This window comes from Leclercia sp. GLN_9 (assembly GCF_043105735.1).
GTDB classification, from domain to species: domain Bacteria; phylum Pseudomonadota; class Gammaproteobacteria; order Enterobacterales; family Enterobacteriaceae; genus Enterobacter; species Enterobacter adecarboxylatus.
Genome location: NZ_JBICLV010000022.1, coordinates 147,554 through 165,543, shown reverse-complemented (window position 1 = coordinate 165,543; position 17,990 = coordinate 147,554). Strand labels below are relative to the sequence as shown.

15 protein-coding genes are annotated in these 17,990 nt (G+C 56.1%); 7 read left to right on the top strand and 8 right to left on the bottom strand.

The window, feature by feature from the left end:
* Window positions 1-3 precede the first annotated feature (3 nt).
* The 8 genes from panF to ACF8PE_RS15980 all read right to left on the bottom strand — a co-directional run bounded on the left by panF (window position 4) and on the right by ACF8PE_RS15980 (window position 6,990).
* A complete protein-coding gene (panF, locus tag ACF8PE_RS16015; RefSeq protein ID WP_032614586.1) occupies window positions 4-1,455 on the bottom strand; it encodes a sodium/pantothenate symporter in 1,452 nt (483 codons plus the stop codon).
* A complete protein-coding gene (locus tag ACF8PE_RS16010) occupies window positions 1,445-1,690 on the bottom strand; it encodes a YhdT family protein (protein ID WP_032614584.1) in 246 nt (81 codons plus the stop codon). Before ACF8PE_RS16010 ends, panF begins: the two co-directional genes overlap by 11 nt.
* Before the next feature lie 107 nt (window positions 1,691-1,797).
* Window positions 1,798-3,147: an acetyl-CoA carboxylase biotin carboxylase subunit gene (gene accC / locus ACF8PE_RS16005; RefSeq protein ID WP_032614582.1), complete on the bottom strand. Its 1,350-nt coding sequence runs from the start codon at window positions 3,145-3,147 to the stop codon at window positions 1,798-1,800.
* A gap of 10 nt (window positions 3,148-3,157) precedes the next feature.
* A complete protein-coding gene (accB, locus tag ACF8PE_RS16000) occupies window positions 3,158-3,628 on the bottom strand; it encodes an acetyl-CoA carboxylase biotin carboxyl carrier protein (protein WP_032614580.1) in 471 nt (156 codons plus the stop codon).
* 22 nt (window positions 3,629-3,650) lie between these two features.
* A complete protein-coding gene (aroQ, locus tag ACF8PE_RS15995; RefSeq protein WP_032614579.1) occupies window positions 3,651-4,103 on the bottom strand; it encodes a type II 3-dehydroquinate dehydratase in 453 nt (150 codons plus the stop codon).
* Between the two features lie 233 nt (window positions 4,104-4,336).
* Entirely contained in the window at window positions 4,337-4,936 is a 600-nt protein-coding gene (gene msrQ / locus ACF8PE_RS15990) for a protein-methionine-sulfoxide reductase heme-binding subunit MsrQ (protein WP_032614577.1), read from the bottom strand.
* Complete coding sequence (msrP, locus tag ACF8PE_RS15985; RefSeq protein WP_032614575.1) at window positions 4,937-5,938, bottom strand: protein-methionine-sulfoxide reductase catalytic subunit MsrP; 1,002 nt, start codon at window positions 5,936-5,938, stop codon at window positions 4,937-4,939.
* 77 nt (window positions 5,939-6,015) lie between these two features.
* A complete protein-coding gene (locus ACF8PE_RS15980) occupies window positions 6,016-6,990 on the bottom strand; it encodes an MDR family oxidoreductase (protein WP_032614573.1) in 975 nt (324 codons plus the stop codon).
* 184 nt (window positions 6,991-7,174) lie between these two features.
* Here ACF8PE_RS15980 and csrD point away from each other — a divergent pair, with 184 nt between their 5' ends.
* The 7 genes from csrD to yhdP all read left to right on the top strand — a co-directional run bounded on the left by csrD (window position 7,175) and on the right by yhdP (window position 17,910).
* Complete coding sequence (gene csrD / locus ACF8PE_RS15975) at window positions 7,175-9,115, top strand: RNase E specificity factor CsrD (RefSeq protein WP_032614571.1); 1,941 nt, start codon at window positions 7,175-7,177, stop codon at window positions 9,113-9,115.
* Window positions 9,116-9,394: 279 nt separating this feature from the next.
* Entirely contained in the window at window positions 9,395-10,438 is a 1,044-nt protein-coding gene (gene mreB / locus ACF8PE_RS15970; RefSeq protein WP_000913396.1) for a rod shape-determining protein MreB, read from the top strand.
* A 62-nt stretch (window positions 10,439-10,500) separates the two neighbouring features.
* A complete protein-coding gene (gene mreC, locus ACF8PE_RS15965) occupies window positions 10,501-11,517 on the top strand; it encodes a rod shape-determining protein MreC (protein ID WP_032614569.1) in 1,017 nt (338 codons plus the stop codon).
* Window positions 11,517-12,005: a rod shape-determining protein MreD gene (mreD, locus tag ACF8PE_RS15960; protein ID WP_032614566.1), complete on the top strand. Its 489-nt coding sequence runs from the start codon at window positions 11,517-11,519 to the stop codon at window positions 12,003-12,005. Before mreC ends, mreD begins: the two co-directional genes overlap by 1 nt.
* Before the next feature lie 9 nt (window positions 12,006-12,014).
* Entirely contained in the window at window positions 12,015-12,608 is a 594-nt protein-coding gene (locus tag ACF8PE_RS15955; RefSeq protein WP_392495067.1) for a Maf family protein, read from the top strand.
* Window positions 12,598-14,067: a ribonuclease G gene (rng, locus tag ACF8PE_RS15950; protein WP_392495066.1), complete on the top strand. Its 1,470-nt coding sequence runs from the start codon at window positions 12,598-12,600 to the stop codon at window positions 14,065-14,067. Before ACF8PE_RS15955 ends, rng begins: the two co-directional genes overlap by 11 nt.
* A 45-nt stretch (window positions 14,068-14,112) precedes the next feature.
* The gene (gene yhdP / locus ACF8PE_RS15945; RefSeq protein WP_032614559.1) at window positions 14,113-17,910 is read left to right on the top strand and encodes an AsmA2 domain-containing protein YhdP; all 3,798 of its coding nucleotides are present in this window, start codon (window positions 14,113-14,115) and stop codon (window positions 17,908-17,910) included.
* The last annotated feature ends 80 nt before the right edge of the window (window positions 17,911-17,990 follow it).

Below are 17,990 nucleotides of genomic sequence, written 5' to 3'. Positions count from 1 at the left end.
TCTTTATTTATCAGTAGAAATGACGGCAGGTTGCGGGGCGGATTGACCGAAACGGTTTCCCACGACAAACGCCAGTAAACTTAGCAGTAACGAAGGCACAATCGGATGGAAGCCCAGATACTGAATTTTAAACGTGGCGAGAACGGCATACAGCACGCCTCCGACGATCATCGCGCTCAGGGCGCCCGCCGCATTTGCGCGCTCCCAGTACAGGCCCAGCACCAGTGGCCAGAGGAACACAGCTTCCAGACCGCCAAAGGCCAGCAGGTTCAGCCAGATGATCATCTCAGGTGGCTTCCACGCAGCCAGCAGCAGCAATACACCTAACAGCAGAGTAATGACTGCCGACATCCGTTTCAGCAGTCGCTCATTGTTCATCTGCTCAGGACGCATATTGAGATAGAGATCTTTAATGATGGTAGCGGAACTTTGTAGCAGCTGGGCGTTAATTGTCGACATGATCGCAGCCATTGGCGCGGCAAGGAAGATCCCGGCAGCAAACGGCGGCAGGACTTTTACCATCAGGGTGGGGATCACCAGGTCCGGCACGGTTAAGTCCGGGATCACCGCCCGGCCCAGCGCCCCGGCAAGGTGCATGCCGAGCATCAGGATTGCCACGACGATGGTGCCGATGATAATCCCCCGATGCACCGCCTTGCTGTCCTTATAGGAGATGCAGCGCACGGCCGTATGCGGCAGGCCAATCACCCCGAAGCAGACCAGTACCCAGAAGGAGGTCATAAAGGTGGGGGAGAGGATGTTCTCCGCGCCCTGCGGCGAAACCAGCTTCGGATCGATGGTCTGCAGCGTTTCCACCGCATGAGTTAGTCCCCCCGCTGCGTGTACCACGCCCACCAGCAGCACAATGGTGCCAATCAGCATCACCATACCCTGCATGGTATCGTTGAGCACGCTGGCGCGGAATCCCCCAAACGCGGTGTAGAGCGCAATACTGATACCAAAAATCAGCAACCCGGTTTCGTAAGGGATCCCGGCGGCGGTTTCAAGCAGGCGCGCGCCACCGATAAACTGCACGGTCATGGCGCCGATAAAGGCCACCAGCAGGCTCAGGCTGGCCAGCCAGACTAGTAGGCGGCTCTGATAGCGGGCAAACAGCATGTCGTTAAGCGTTACGGCGTTGTAGCGGCGCGCGAGAATCGCAAATTTTTTCCCCAGAATACCCAGCGAGAGCCAGATGGCAGGAAGCTGGATCATCGCCAGCAGCACCCAGCCCAGTCCGTATTTATAGGCCGCACCCGGGCCGCCAATAAAGGAGCTGGCGCTGATATAGGTGGCGGTCAGGGTCATCGCCAGCACAATACCGCCCATCGAGCGGCTGCCGAGGAAATACTCATTCAGGAAAGTGCCCGTTGTCCTTTTGCGCATGGCATAAACGGACAGGCCAAAAACAACAAACAGATACGCGACGAGCGGCAGGATCACTTCAAGCTGCATTATCGTCATCCTCCAGCGGAATATCGCGATAGATAAATTTCACCATCGCCCAACAGAGCAGAATAAACACCAGCGGGAGCAGCAGGCAGGCCATCTCAAACCAGTGCGGCAGACCGGTAATGCCAATGGCAGAATCAGGTATGTAAGCAGTTACTAACCATGCGGCGAGATAGATAAGGGTTAACCACAGCGCCCAGCGCGCTTCTTTGTGGGCCTGAACAAAACGTTTGTCCATTTTTTGTCCCTTGTGGAAAAGAAAGCGGGGATTGTACCTTATGGGGCTTCGCAATCCCCAGAAATAATAAAGGCCGGATTAACCGGCCTTTTGCTGCTTATAAATGCTTATTTTTCATGAAGACCGAGTTTCTTCTCCAGATAGTGGATGTTGGTGCCACCATGCTGGAAGTTCTCGTCGCTCATAATACGCATCTGCAGATCAACGTTGGTTTTGATGCCGTCGATGATCAGCTCCTGCAGGGCGTTCTTCATGCGGGCAATCGCCACGTCACGGGATTCGCCGTAGCAGATCAGCTTGCCGATCATGGAGTCATAGTACGGCGGTACGGTGTAACCGGCGTAGATATGGGACTCCCAGCGCACACCAAAGCCACCCGGCGCGTGGAAACGCGTGATTTTACCCGGGCTTGGCAGGAAGGTGTTCGGGTCTTCGGCGTTGATACGGCATTCCACCGCATGGCCTTTAACCACAACTTCATCCTGCTTGATGGACAGCGGTTGACCCGCTGCGATACGCAGCTGCTCTTTGATCAGGTCAACACCGGTAATCATTTCGGTCACCGGGTGTTCAACCTGAATACGGGTGTTCATTTCAATGAAGTAGAACTCGCCGTTTTCGAACAGGAACTCAAAAGTACCCGCCCCGCGATAGCCGATATCGACACAGGCTTTCGCGCAACGCTCGCCGATGTAGCGACGCAGTTCCGGGGTGATACCCGGTGCTGGTGCTTCTTCGACCACTTTCTGGTGACGACGCTGCATGGAGCAGTCACGTTCTGCCAGATAGATAGCGTTACCCTGACCGTCAGCCAGCACCTGAATTTCGATGTGACGTGGGTTTTCCAGGTATTTTTCCATGTACACCATGTCGTTACTGAAAGCGGCTTTCGCTTCAGCTTTGGTCATGGAGATGGATTGAGCCAGTTCAGTGTCGCTGCGCACAACGCGCATACCGCGACCGCCGCCGCCGCCGGACGCTTTGATGATAACCGGGTAGCCGATGCGTTTCGCATGAGCACGGTTAGCATCCATGTCGTCGGTCAGAGGGCCGTCGGAGCCAGGAACGGTTGGAACACCGGCTTTCTTCATGGCGGTGATCGCAGACACTTTGTCGCCCATCAGGCGGATAGTGTCAGCTTTCGGGCCGATGAAGATAAAGCCAGAACGTTCTACCTGTTCAGCAAAGTTGGCGTTCTCAGAGAGGAAGCCATAACCCGGGTGAATGGCCACCGCGCCAGTGATCTCAGCGGCGCTGATGATAGCCGGGATATTCAGATAGCTTTTTACGGACGGAGCCGGGCCGATACAGACCGTCTCATCCGCCAGTAATACGTGTTTCAGATCGCGGTCCGCGCTTGAGTGCACAGCGACAGTCTTGATGCCCAGCTCTTTACAGGCACGAAGAATACGCAGTGCGATCTCGCCGCGGTTGGCGATAACAATTTTATCCAGCATGTTCGCCTCGTTACTCGATGACGACCAGCGGCTCGTCAAATTCAACCGGCTGACCACTTTCGACCAGAATCGCTTTCACAGTACCTGACTTGTCAGCTTCGATCTGGTTCATCATTTTCATGGCTTCAACGATGCACAGGGTATCGCCCGCGTTAACTTTCTGGCCCACTTCGATGAACGCTTTAGCGTCCGGGCTCGGGGTGCGGTAGAAAGTACCAACCATTGGGGAACGTACGATGTGACCACTGATTTCCGCTGCTGCTGGCGCTTCCATTGCTGGAGCAGCCGCCGGAGCGACAGCGTTAGACAGAGCTGGCTGCTGCATCATTGGTGCAGCATAAGCTTGTTGCATAACCGGGAAGCCTGCGTTTGGCGCGGCACGGCTGATGCGTACAGACTCTTCGCCTTCAGAAATTTCCAGTTCGGAGATGCCTGATTCTTCAACCAGCTCGATCAGTTTTTTAATCTTACGAATATCCATGAGTGGGTTCCGTACTCTTTGTTTAGTGTGATTGTGACAGGCGTTTTACCGCTGTCTGTAAAGCGAATGAATAACCGTCAGCCCCCAGTCCACAGATGACGCCAGTGGCGATATCCGACAGGTAGGAGTGGTGGCGGAACGGTTCCCGCGCATGCACGTTGCTGAGGTGGATCTCGATAAACGGGATACTCACGGCCAGCAGCGCGTCGCGAATAGCAACACTGGTGTGCGTAAACGCGGCCGGATTAATCAGGATATAGTCTGTTGTGTCTTTAGCCTGATGAATGCGGTCGATGAGTGCGTACTCCGCGTTTGACTGAAAATGGTCAAGTTCCACATTAAGTGCCGCCGCTTCGTTACCCAATTGGTTAACAATATCGGTCAACGTCAGCGTGCCGTACTTCTCTGGTTCACGGGTGCCGAGCATATTCAGGTTCGGTCCGTTCAAAACTAAGATGTGAAACTTGTCAGCCATTGTGCCGCTATCTCCTGCGATTCTCCGGTAAAAAACAAAATATACCTTCGATGCGCGATTGTCACCCTTTCCGGCTCTGAAAAACCCGTCGGGGAAACCGAAGTCGCACATTATAACGATTTCGTAGCATTTGGCAGCTAAATACTGGTCTTATCAGGGAAGATTATCAACAGCATTCGGATAAATACTCAGGAAGGGTGAGCGATCTGTGGAGATTCGCCCACTTTCGTCCGTTATCGCCACCACTGGCGAAACTTCTTATAACGCCATGCCAGAAGCACTATGGCCAGCACAGCATAGATGATCGGCTGCGGCGAGAGAATTTTCACTGACCAAAGGTAGTGGATGGGGGCGAGGATCGCGACCAGATAGACAAAATTATGCAGAAGTTGCCAGCGCCTTCCCAGTTTTCGCTGGGCGTATTGGGTGGAGGTGAGGGTCAACGCCAGTAAAATCACCCAACTGATAATCCCCAGGGTTAAGTAAGGCCGGGTAATCAGTTCGCTCCCCAGCAGGGCCAGATTGTTAATGCCCAGCTCCAGGAACGCATAGCTGGTGAGATGCAGCGTCGCCCAGGCAAAACACCATAGCCCAAGCAGGCGGCGGGTACGGATCAATAAAGGCTGTTTTGCGTAGCGCGCCAGCGGCGAAACCAGCAGCGTCGCCAGTAAAAATTTCAGCGCGGTGCGCCCGGTGAAGTGCTGAATATCTTTTGCCGGATCGGCACTCAGGCCGCCGTGGTTGATGGCCCAGAACAGCCATATAAATGGAAGCAGCCCCGCAAGATGCAGGGCGACTTTCAGCCAGGTAATCTGTTTTGCCGTCAGACGCACTTAGAAAAACTCCCGTAAGTCGAGGCCGCGATAGAGTGATGCGACCTGGTCAGCATAGCCGTTAAATAGCAGCGTAGGCTGGCGTTTGACGTCCAGTGCGCCGCCCGAGCCAATAAACCGCTCGCTCGCCTGCGACCAGCGGGGATGATCGACGTGCGGGTTCACGTTGGCGTAAAAACCGTACTCATCCGGGGCCGCAAGGTTCCAGGTAGTGGGCGGGCGTTCACGGGTCAGCTTGATGCTGACGATCGATTTAATGCCCTTAAAGCCATATTTCCACGGCACGGTGAGGCGGATAGGCGCGCCGTTTTGCGGCGGCAGGGCTTTGCCGTAAACACCAACGGTCATCAGCGTCAGCGGGTGCATGGCTTCATCAATACGCAATCCTTCTACGTACGGGTAATCCAGGCCACCGCCAATAAACCGGTCTTTCTGGCCGGGCATGATCTCCGGGGCGTAAAGGGTCTGGAAGGCGACATACTTCGCGTTGCTGGTGGGTTCCACCATCGCCAGCAGCTTATGCAACGGAAAACCAATCCACGGCACCACCATCGACCAGGCCTCAACGCAGCGCATGCGGTAGATTCGTTCCTCCAGCGGGAAGCGGGTGGTCAAATCGTTGTAATCGAGAGTCAGAGGTTTCGCCACTTCGCCGTCGATTTTCAGCGTCCAGGGATCGGTCTTCAGGCTGCCCGCGTTGGCCGCAGGATCGGCTTTATCCAGGCCGAACTCGTAGAAGTTGTTATAGCCTGTCACTTTCTCTTCGGGGGTTTTGGCAAGCGTGCTCTGCCACTGGGCGGGTTGGGTAAAGTTAAGCGGTTTCCCGGACGGTGCTTTTGGGCGATCGTTGCCCTTAAACCAGTCCAGCAGGTCGGCCTGGGCGAGGGGGGAGAGCGTCAGCGCACCGGCACCGATCCCCAGCATTTTCAGGATCTGGCGTCGCTTAAGCATAAAAACGGATTCCGCGGTGATATCGGCTTCCGTCAGGGGTTTCACTTTCATGGCTTCCTCCGTCATGCGTTTTTTTAAGCATGACGGAGGAGCCGGGTTAAAGCGAATATGTCACGAAAATTTGAAGATTACGCCAGCTTCACCAGCGTACGGCCCTGGATCTGGTTATTGATGATCTTCGCGGCGTATTCCGGTGCCTGCTCAAGGCTAATCTGGGTGGCGCTTTGGGTGTAGAAGGAGGCGGGCAGATCGCGAACCAGTCGTTCCCAGGCCTGGGCGCGGCGCGCTGGCGGGGTCATCACGGAATCCACACCCTGCAGACGGACATTGCGCAGAATAAACGGCATCACCGTGGTCGGGAGGGCAAAACCGCCCGCCAGGCCACACGCCGCCACGCAACCGCCGTAGTTCATCTGCGCCAGCACTTTCGCCAGCACTTTATCCCCGACGGTATCGACGGCACCGGCCCAGATCTGTTTCTCCAGCGGGCGGGTCTCTGCGAACTCATCGCGGCCCAGAATGCGGCTGGCACCGAGGCTACGCAGGTAGTCATGGGTACTTTCACGCCCGGAGACTGCTGCCACCTGATAACCCAGCTTGTGCAGCAGAGCGACAGCGGTACTGCCGACGCCGCCGCTGGCACCCGTTACCACCACCTCACCGGATTGCGGTGTTACACCGGCCTCTTCCAGCGCCATTACGCACAGCATGGCGGTAAAACCGGCGGTGCCGATGATCATTGCTTTACGGCCATCGAGTCCGTTCGGCATAGGCACCAGCCAGTCGCCGTTAACACGTGCCTGCGCGGCCAGGCCGCCCCAGTGGTTTTCGCCCACGCCCCAGCCGGTCAACAGTACCTGCTGGCCAGCATGGAAACGCGGATCTTCGCTGGCGTGTACGCGGCCCGCAAAGTCGATACCTGGAACCATTGGAAAATTGCGAATGATTTTGCCAGTGCCCGTAATGGCGAGCGCGTCTTTATAATTCAGACTGGACCAGTCGATATCAACGGTCACGGCCCCCTCAGGCAGGCGGCTCTCCTCAATAGATTGCACTGATGCAAGTGTTTTGCCTTCCTGCTGTTCTAAGATCAAAGCCTGCATATGAATTCCTTACTCAGCATGATGATTGGAAAAAATTTTTTGAAGACTATACTCGCTCATTGATATGCAATGCCGATTTAACGCAATAAATTGCCAGATACACCGGATTTGGTAGTATGCCGATGCCGTAGTGCAAGTTAGCGCTCACTTGCTATCCTCATCAACTCACGGAGTAATCTCAAGGATGCGATTATCGACGAAGTTCTCCGCTTTCATCTCCTTGCTGACTGGCTTGACCATCTTTGTCACCCTGATCGGCTGCTCGCTCAGTTTTTATAATGCGATCCAAGGGAAGCTGGCGAACCGCGTACACTCCGTTGCGTCGGTCATTGATTCGCGTCTTGTCAGCACACCTTTTCCTGAACTTTCCCATCAGCTGGACGAGCTGATGGCACCGGTGGAAATCACGCGTGTTGAGATTAAGCAGGGCGGGAAAACCATTTTCAGCCACAACGGGTTAAAAGGCTATCGACCGGCCGGCGCGCCACTCCAGAATCTCGAACTGACCGTTCCTTCTCTTAAAAACCCCGGTATGACCATAAGTCTGGCCTATCTGGACCCGATGAACAGTTATTTTCGTTCGTTGGTGACCACCGCACCGCTGACGGTAGCGGTGATCTTCGTGGTCGTGCTGATCTTTCTGGCAGTGCGCTGGCTGCGTCGCCAGCTCTCCGGGCAGGAGTTACTGGAGGCGCGTTCGGTGCGCATCCTTAACGGTGAACGTGGCGCCCCTGTGCGCGGGTCCGTCTATGAATGGCCATCACGCACCAGCAGTGCGCTGGACGTTCTGCTGTCCGAAATTCAGTTTGCCAGCGACCAGCGCAGCCGGATGGACACGCTGATTCGCTCCTATGCCGCCCAGGACAACAAAACGGGCCTTAATAATCGTCTTTTCTTTGATAATCAGCTGGCTACCCTCCTGGAAGATCCTGAAAAGGTTGGGTCGCACGGGGTGGTGATGATTGTTCGCCTGCCGGACTTCGATCTACTGAAAGACAACTGGGGACGGGCAGTGGCGGAGGAGCATCTGTTTATGCTCATCAATATGCTCTCCACCTTTATGATGCGCTATCCCGGCGCACTGCTGGCGCGCTATCACCGCAGTGATTACGCCGTGCTGCTGCCGCATCGCACCCTGAAAGAGTCAGAGAGCATTGCCAGCCTGCTGTTGAAGTCGGTGGATACGCTGCCTCCCAGCAAAATGCTCGATCGTGATGACATGGTGCATATTGGCATTTGCGCCTGGCGCGGCGGCCAGACCACCGAACAGGTGATGGAGCACGCCGAAGCCGCCACCCGCAATGCTGTGTTGCAGGGGGCTAACAGCTGGGCGGTTTATGATGACTCCCTGCCAGAGAAAGGGCGGGGCAATGTGCGCTGGCGTACTCTGATCGAACAGATGCTTACCCGCGGCGGACCGCGGATTTATCAAAAACCGGCGGTGCTGGCAAATGGCCAGGTCCATCACCGGGAACTGCTCTGCCGCATCTTTGACGGCAACGAAGAGGTAGTGTCAGCAGAATATCTGCCGATGGTGCTGCAGTTTGGCCTGTCGGAGGAGTACGACCGCCAGCAAATTTCGCGATTGATGCCATTCTTATCCTTCTGGCCCGAAGAACACCTGGCGCTGCAGGTGACGGTGGAGTCTTTGATCCGCCCGCGTTTCCAGCGCTGGCTGCGCGATGTGTTGATGCAATGTGAAAAATCGCAGCGTAAACGGATTATTTTTGAACTTGCAGAGGCGGATGTTTGTCAACACATCAGTCGGTTACAGCCGGTGGTACGGCTGATCAATGCGCTGGGTGCGCGTGTGGCGGTAACGCAGGCGGGCTTGACGCTGGTCAGCACCAGCTGGATCAAGGCGCTGGAGGTAGAGCTGTTGAAGCTGCATCCGGGGCTGGTAAGGAACATTGAAAAACGTACGGAAAACCAACTGCTGGTACAGAGTCTGGTTGAAGCCTGCAAGGGAACGCAAACCCATGTTTTTGCCACAGGTGTGAGGTCTCGAACCGAATGGCGGACGTTGACAGAGCGCGGAGTTACAGGGGGTCAGGGCGATTTTTTTGCTGCCTCTCAGCCTCTTGACAGCAATGTGAAAAAATATTCGCAAAGATACTCTGTTTAACCTGCCGTTTGGTGAGTTTTCACGTAGAATATCGCGCCTGTAGCGTGATGTATGACGAGCAAAATGACAGTGAGCGACCTTAAACGGGTTACAAATGAACGTGAGGAACGCTGTTTTTTCTCTGACCTGAGGGAGTCAGGCGACGATTTGTAACAAAGGAAACGTGCTGCACAAATTTTCACCGTAGCAGGCGATTTTTGCGCCTTGTCGCTGCTGCGTGTGGTTGGTAAAGTAAGCGGATTTTGTTTTCCGCCCCAGCTTTCAGGATTATCCCTTAGTATGTTGAAAAAATTTCGTGGCATGTTTTCCAATGACCTGTCCATTGACCTGGGTACTGCGAATACCCTCATTTATGTAAAAGGACAAGGCATCGTACTGAATGAGCCTTCAGTTGTGGCCATTCGTCAGGATCGTGCTGGTTCACCGAAAAGCGTAGCGGCCGTCGGCCATGACGCTAAGCAGATGCTTGGTCGTACGCCGGGTAATATCGCTGCCATTCGACCGATGAAAGACGGCGTTATCGCTGACTTCTTCGTGACCGAGAAAATGCTTCAGCACTTTATCAAACAGGTGCACAGCAACAGCTTTATGCGTCCAAGCCCGCGTGTTCTGGTGTGTGTGCCGGTTGGCGCTACCCAGGTAGAGCGTCGTGCTATTCGTGAATCCGCTCAGGGCGCTGGTGCGCGTGAAGTCTTCCTGATTGAAGAGCCGATGGCTGCGGCTATTGGTGCCGGCCTGCCGGTTTCCGAAGCGACCGGCTCCATGGTGGTGGATATCGGTGGCGGTACCACTGAAGTGGCCGTTATCTCTCTGAACGGTGTGGTTTACTCCTCTTCCGTACGTATCGGTGGTGACCGCTTCGACGAAGCCATCATCAATTACGTTCGCCGTAACTACGGCTCTCTGATCGGTGAAGCCACCGCAGAGCGTATTAAGCACGAAATCGGTTCTGCTTACCCGGGTGACGAAGTGCGCGAGATCGAAGTGCGCGGCCGTAACCTGGCAGAAGGCGTTCCACGTGGCTTTACCCTGAACTCCAACGAAATCCTCGAAGCGCTGCAAGAGCCGTTGACCGGCATTGTTAGCGCCGTCATGGTTGCCCTCGAGCAGTGCCCGCCGGAACTGGCTTCCGATATCTCCGAGCGCGGTATGGTTCTGACCGGTGGTGGTGCGCTGCTGCGTAACCTCGACCGCCTGTTGATGGAAGAGACAGGTATTCCTGTCGTAGTTGCTGAAGATCCACTGACTTGCGTAGCCCGTGGCGGCGGCAAGGCGCTGGAGATGATCGACATGCACGGCGGCGACTTGTTCAGCGAAGAGTAGTCAGGTGTGAAAGGGTAGCGGATGGCTACCCTTTCTCTCTGACGCGAGAGTACGCATAGCCTATGAAGCCAATTTTTAGCCGTGGCCCGTCGCTACAGTTTCGCCTGATCCTTGGGGTGTTAGTAGCGCTTGGTGTCATTATTGCCGATAGCCGCCTCGGTACGTTCAGCCAGATCCGAACGTACATGGATACCGCCGTCAGTCCTTTCTACTTTGTATCAAATGGTCCCCGTGAACTACTCGACAGCGTCTCGCAAACCCTGTCCTCACGCGATCAACTCGAACTTGAAAACCGCGCGTTACGCCAGGAACTGCTGCTGAAAAACAGCGAACTACTGATGCTGGGCCAGTACAAGCAGGAGAATGCCAGACTGCGTGAACTGCTGGGTTCCCCGCTGCGTCAGGATGAGCAGAAGATGGTGACCCAGGTGATCTCTACCGTTAACGATCCGTACAGCGATCAGGTGGTGATCGACAAGGGCAGCGTCAATGGCGTATACGAAGGCCAGCCGGTGATCAGCGATAAAGGCGTTGTCGGCCAGGTGGTCGCCGTCGCCAAGCTCACCAGCCGTGTGCTGCTGATTTGCGATGCCACCCATGCGCTGCCGATCCAGGTACTGCGTAACGATATCCGCGTGATTGCGGCCGGTAACGGCTGTACTGACGATCTGCAGCTCGAACATCTGCCTGCGAATACCGATATTCGCGTGGGCGATGTGCTGGTGACATCGGGTCTGGGCGGGCGCTTCCCGGAAGGTTATCCGGTTGGGGTGGTCTCCTCCGTGAAGCTGGATACTCAGCGCGCCTATACCGTGATTCAGGCACGCCCAACGGCAGGTCTGCAGCGTCTGCGCTATCTGTTGCTGTTGTGGGGCGCCGATCGTAACGGGACCAATCCGATGACCCCGGAAGATGTACATCGCGTTGCGAATGAACGTCTGATGCAGATGATGCCGCAGGTTCTGCCTGCGCCAAACTCAATGGGGCCGCCTGCGCCAGTACCTGCGCCGGCAACCGGGCTGACCCAGCCGCTGCCTGATGCGCCACCGCCACCGCAACTCTCCCCGGGAGGGCAATAGTGGCAAGCTATCGTAGCCAGGGACGCTGGGTTATCTGGCTCTCGTTTTTGATCGCGCTGTTGCTGCAAGTGATGCCCTGGCCGGACGACATTCTCGTTTTCCGGCCAAACTGGGTGCTGCTTATTCTGCTCTACTGGATCCTCGCTCTGCCGCACCGCGTAAATGTGGGCACAGGTTTTGTGATGGGTGCCATACTGGATCTGATTAGCGGTTCAACGCTTGGCGTACGCGCCCTGTCCATGAGCATCATCGCATACCTGGTCGCTCTAAAATTCCAGCTCTTTCGTAATCTGGCGCTCTGGCAACAGGCGCTAGTGGTGATGTTGTTATCCATGGCCGCGGATATCATTGTTTTCTGGGCAGAGTTTTTAGTGATCAACGTCTCTTTCCGTCCGGAAGTGTTCTGGAGTAGTGTAGTAAACGGTGTGCTCTGGCCGTGGTTGTTCCTGCTGATGCGTAAGGTTCGCCAGCAATTTGCCGTGCAATAAAAGGTTTCTATGACGTCTCTATATCTTGCCTCCGGTTCACCCCGTCGCCAGGAGCTGCTCACCCAATTGGGTGTCGCCTTCGAACGTATCGTGACCGGTATCGAAGAAAAACGTGCTGAGGGCGAAAGCGCACAACAGTATGTTTCCCGTCTGGCACGGGAGAAAGCGCTGGCTGGCGTGGCGCAGGTGCCGCGTGATTTACCGGTGCTGGGGGCAGATACCATCGTGATCATGAATGGTGAAGTCCTCGAGAAACCGCACGACGAAAAGCATGCGTTTAAGATGCTGAGCAAATTGTCCGGCCAAACGCATCAGGTCATGACCGCCGTCGCGCTGGCAGACCGCCAGCAGGTGCTCGATTGCCTGGTGGTGACCGATGTGACGTTCAGAGTACTCACCGAAGAGGATATCGCCGGTTATATCGCCAGCGGTGAACCAATGGATAAAGCAGGTGCATACGGTATTCAAGGGTTGGGTGGCTGCTTTGTCAGGAAGATCAATGGCAGCTATCACGCCGTAGTCGGCTTACCGCTGGTGGAAACGTATGAGTTGCTGAGCAATTTTAACTCACTGCGTGAGGGAAGGGATAATTATGACGGCTGAATTGTTGGTAAACGTAACGCCCTCGGAAACCCGTGTGGCGTATATCGACGGTGGAATTCTTCAGGAAATTCATATCGAGCGTGAAGCGCGGCGCGGAATAGTAGGCAATATCTACAAAGGTCGTGTCAGTCGTGTACTACCGGGTATGCAGGCGGCATTTGTAGATATTGGCCTCGATAAAGCGGCCTTCTTACATGCTTCAGATATCATGCCGCATACCGAATGCGTGGCGGGTGAAGAGCAGAAACAGTTCACCGTTCGTGATATCTCCGAGCTGGTCCGTCAGGGCCAGGATCTGATGGTGCAGGTGGTGAAAGATCCCTTAGGCACCAAAGGTGCGCGCCTGACGACCGACATTACCTTACCTTCCCGTTATCTGGTCTTTATGCCGGGTGCATCGCACGTTGGCGTATCCCAGCGTATCGAGAGCGAAAGCGAGCGTGAACGCCTGAAAAAAGTCGTGAGCGCGTACTGCGATGAGCAGGGCGGGTTCATTATTCGCACCGCCGCAGAGGGGATAAGCGAGGACGATCTGGCCTCGGATGCCGCCTACCTGAAACGTGTCTGGACAAAAGTGATGGAGCGTAAAAAACGCAACCAGACCCGCTATCAGCTATACGGTGAGCTGGCGCTCGCCCAGCGCGTTCTGCGCGACTTCGCCGATGCCCAGCTTGACCGCATTCGCGTCGACTCCCGTCTGACTTACGATGCGCTGCTCGAATTTACCGCCGAATACATCCCGGAAATGCCGGGTCTGCTGGAGCACTACACCGGGCGCCAGCCGATTTTTGATCTCTATGACGTCGAGAACGAGATCCAGCGCGCGCTGGAGCGCAAGGTCGAACTTAAGTCCGGCGGCTATCTGATTATCGATCAGACCGAAGCGATGACCACCGTGGATATCAACACCGGGGCCTTTGTCGGCCATCGCAATCTGGGCGACACCATTTTCAATACCAATATCGAAGCGACACAGGCCATTGCGCGTCAGCTTCGTCTACGCAATCTGGGTGGCATTATCATTATCGACTTTATCGATATGAGTAACGAAGACCACCGCCGCCGCGTACTGCATTCCCTGGAGCAGGCGCTGAGTAAAGATCGCGTCAAAACCAGCATCAATGGCTTCTCCCAGCTGGGCCTGGTTGAGATGACCCGCAAGCGCACCCGCGAAAGCGTGGAGCATGTGCTGTGCAGCGAGTGCCCGACCTGTCATGGCCGCGGCACGGTAAAGACGGTAGAAACGGTCTGTTACGAGATCATGCGTGAGATCGTTCGCGTCCATCACGCCTACGACTCCGACCGCTTCCTGGTCTATGCTTCTCCTTCAGTGGCGGAAGCCCTTAAAGGCGAAGAGTCCCACGCGCTGGCAGAAGTGGAAATCTTTGTCGGCAAACAGGTAAAAGTGCAGATAGAGCCGCTCTATAACCCGGAGCAGTTTGACGTAGTAATGATGTAATCCGCAGGGTGCTGCGAGACAAGAACGGCTGACAAGGAGAGACGCGTGAGGCGATTGCCGGGGATTTTATTGCTTACAGGGGCAACGCTGATCGTGATTGTCGCGCTGCTCGTAAGCGGGCTGCGTCTCATATTGCCGCATCTGGACAGCTGGCGCCCTGAGCTGCTGGCGAAAATCGAATCCGCGACCGGTGTGCCCGTCGCGGCCAGCCAGCTCAACGCGAGCTGGCAGAACTTCGGCCCGACGCTGGAAGTGCGCGACATCAAGGCGCAGCTGAAGGACGGCGGTCACCTTAACATCAAGCGCGTCACCCTGGCGCTGGACGTATGGCAAAGCCTGCTGCACCTGCGCTGGCAGTTTCGCGATCTGACCTTCTATCAACTGCAGTTTCTGACCAACACTCCGCTACGCAGCGACGACCAGGGTGAAGGCTTCGAGGCCAACCGCATCAGCGATCTGTTCCTGCGCCAGTTCGATCACTTCGATCTGCGCGACAGCGAAATCAGCTTTATCACGCTTTCCGGGCAGCGCGCCGAACTGGCAATCCCTCAGCTTACCTGGCTTAACGGCAAAGATCGGCATCGGGCGGAAGGCCAGGTCAGCCTATCGAGCCTGAACGGGCAGCATGGCGTGATGCAGGTGCGGATGGATCTGCGTGACGACAATGGCCTGCTGAATAACGGCAAAGTGTGGATGCAGGCCGATGACGTAGACGTCAAACCCTGGCTGGGTGAGTGGCTACAGCAGAATATGCAGCTGGAAACCGCGCGTTTCAGTATTGAAGGGTGGATGACCCTCTCCAACGGCGAGTTCGCCAGCGGCGATATCTGGCTGAAGCAGGGGGGCGCCAGCTGGCCGGGTAAGGCGCGTCAGCATCAGCTTTCGGTTGATAACCTGACTGCGCACGTTACCCGCGAGAAAGAGGGCTGGCAGTTCGCCATCCCGGATACCCGTATTACGATGGACGATAAGGCGTGGCCGCGCGGCGCGTTGTCGCTGGCCTGGATCCCGGCGCAGGACGTTGGCGGTGCCAACAACAAACGCAGCGACGAGCTACGTATTCGTGCCAGCAATCTGGAACTGTCGGGCCTTGAAGGGCTGCGAACTATCGCGGCGAAGCTCTCCCCCTCGCTGGGCGAAGTGTGGCAGGCCACCCAACCGGTTGGGGCGATTAACGCCCTGGCCCTCGATATTCCACTGCAGGCGACGGAAAAAACCCGCTTTAACATCGCATGGACCGATCTCGCCTGGAAGCAGTGGGAACTGCTGCCGGGTGCCGAGCATTTTAGCGGCACTCTGGAAGGCAGCGTGGAAGATGGCCGTCTGGTGGCCCACATCCATGATGCGAAAATGCCTTACGAAACCGTCTTCCGCGCTCCGCTGGAGGTAGAGAAAGGCACGGCAACCCTTCATTGGTTGAAAAACGAGAAAGGATTCCAGCTCGACGGACGCAATATCGACGTCAAAGCCAAAGCGGTGCATGCCCGGGGTGGTTTCCGCTATCTGCAACCGGCGGGTGATGAACCCTGGCTGGGGATCCTGGCGGGCATAAGCACCGACGACGGGTCGCAGGCCTGGCGCTATTTTCCTGAAAACCTGATGGGCAAAGCGCTGGTGGATTACCTGAGCGGTGCTATTCAGGGCGGACAGGCGGATAACGCCACCCTGGCCTATGGTGGCAACCCACACCTCTTCCCCTACAAGCACAACGAAGGTCAGTTCCAGGTTCTGGTGCCGTTACGCAACGCCACCTATGCCTTCCAGCCTGACTGGCCAGCCCTGAAAAACCTCGATATTGAACTTAACTTTATCAATGACGGGTTATGGATGAAGACCGACGGCGTCGCGCTGGGCGGGGTGAAGGCCAGTAACCTGACCGCGGTGATCCCGGACTATTCGAAAGAAAAACTGCTGATCGACGCCGATATCAACGGGCCAGGAAAAGCCGTTGGGCCGTACTTTGACGAGACGCCGCTGGATGATTCACTGGGTGCCACCCTTAAGCAGCTCCAGTTGGATGGTGATGTGAATGCTCGCTTACATCTGGATATCCCGCTGGACGGTACCATGACCACCGCCGAAGGCGACGTCAGGCTGAAAAATAACAGCTTATTCATTAAGCCGCTGAACAGCAGCATTAACAATCTGAGCGGCCAGTTCAGCTTCGTGAATGGCGATCTGAAAAGCGGGCCGCTGACGGCAAGCTGGTTCAATCAGCCGCTGAATATCGACTTCTCCACCACAGAAGGCGAGAAGGCCTATCAGGTGGGGATCAATCTGGATGCCAGTTGGCAGCCGTCTCGGTTGGACGTGCTGCCAAAAACGCTCAGTCAGTCTCTGGGTGGCCGCTTGCCGTGGAACGGTAAGGTCGCCATTGAGCTGCCTTATCGGGGTGATGCCCATTACAAGGTTGATCTCAGCGGCGATCTGAAGAACGTCAGCAGCGATCTGCCATCTCCGCTGGACAAACCGGCGGGCGAACTGCTGCCAGTAAAAGTGAACGTCGACGGGGATCTCAACAGCTTTACCCTGACGGGCAATGCGGGCGGCAAAAACCACTTTAACAGCCGCTGGCTGCTGAACCGCAGGCTGACGCTCGATCGCGCCATCTGGACCTCCGACAGTCGCACGCTGCCGCCACTGCCGGAACAGGCAGGTGTTGAACTCAACCTGCCGCCAATGGACGGTGCCGAGTGGTTAGCGCTGTTCCAGCGTGGCGTCGGGGAAAATGTGGATGACTCAGTGCAGTTCCCGCAGCACATCACGGTGCGCACTCCCGCGCTGACGCTGGGTGGGCAGCAGTGGAATAATTTGAGCATTGTCACGCAGCCTACCCTTAACGGCTCAAGCGTTGAGGCGCAGGGACGGGAAATCAACGCCACCCTGCTGATGCGCGACACTGCGCCATGGCAGGCGGCGATCCGCTATCTCTATTACAATCCGGGCACCGCCACCACCGGGAAAGGCAACACTGTTTCGCCATTAGCCAGCACCACACAGGTCAATTTCAGCGGCTGGCCTGATTTACAGCTGCGCTGTGCCGAGTGCTGGCTGTGGGGACAGAAATATGGCCGTATCGATGGTGATTTCACCATCAAGGGCAACACCCTGACTCTGGCGGGCGGGCTTATTGATACTGGCTTCGGCCGCCTGACCGCCAACGGTGAATGGGTAAACGGTGCCGGGGAGCAGCGCACCTCACTGAAAGGGCAACTCAAAGGCAACAAGCTGGATGCGGCATCGAACTATTTCGGTATCACTACTCCGATTCGCGGGTCGTCGTTTGATCTCGACTACGATCTGCACTGGCGTGACCAGCCGTGGAAGCCTGACGAAGCCTCGCTGAACGGCATCCTTAAGACCCGGCTGGGCAAAGGTGAAATAGCCGATCTGAGCACCGGCCATGCGGGCCAACTGCTGCGTCTGCTCAGCTTCGACGCCCTGCTGCGTAAGCTGCGCTTCGACTTCAACGATACCTTCAGCGAAGGGTTCTACTTTGACTCGATTCGCAGTACCGCGTGGATCAAAGATGGGGTGTTGCACACTGATGATACTCTGGTGGACGGACTGGAAGCGGATATCGCCATGAAAGGCTCCGTCAATCTGGTGCGCCGCGAGCTGGATATGGAAGCGGTAGTGGCACCGGAAATTTCTGCCACCGTCGGCGTGGCAGCGGCCTTTGCCGTTAACCCGATCGTCGGCGCGGCGGTGTTTGCCGCCAGTAAAGTGCTGGGGCCGCTGTGGAGTAAAGTCTCCATTCTGCGCTACCACATCACTGGCCCGGTCGATAAGCCGCAGATTAATGAAGTGTTGCGTCAGCCGCGTAAAGATGCACAGCAATGATTTGACGCAGGCAATTAATTGCCTCACTCTCAATAGATAAGATCTTAGATACGTCCTGTGGACGGCAACGAACGAGTAGC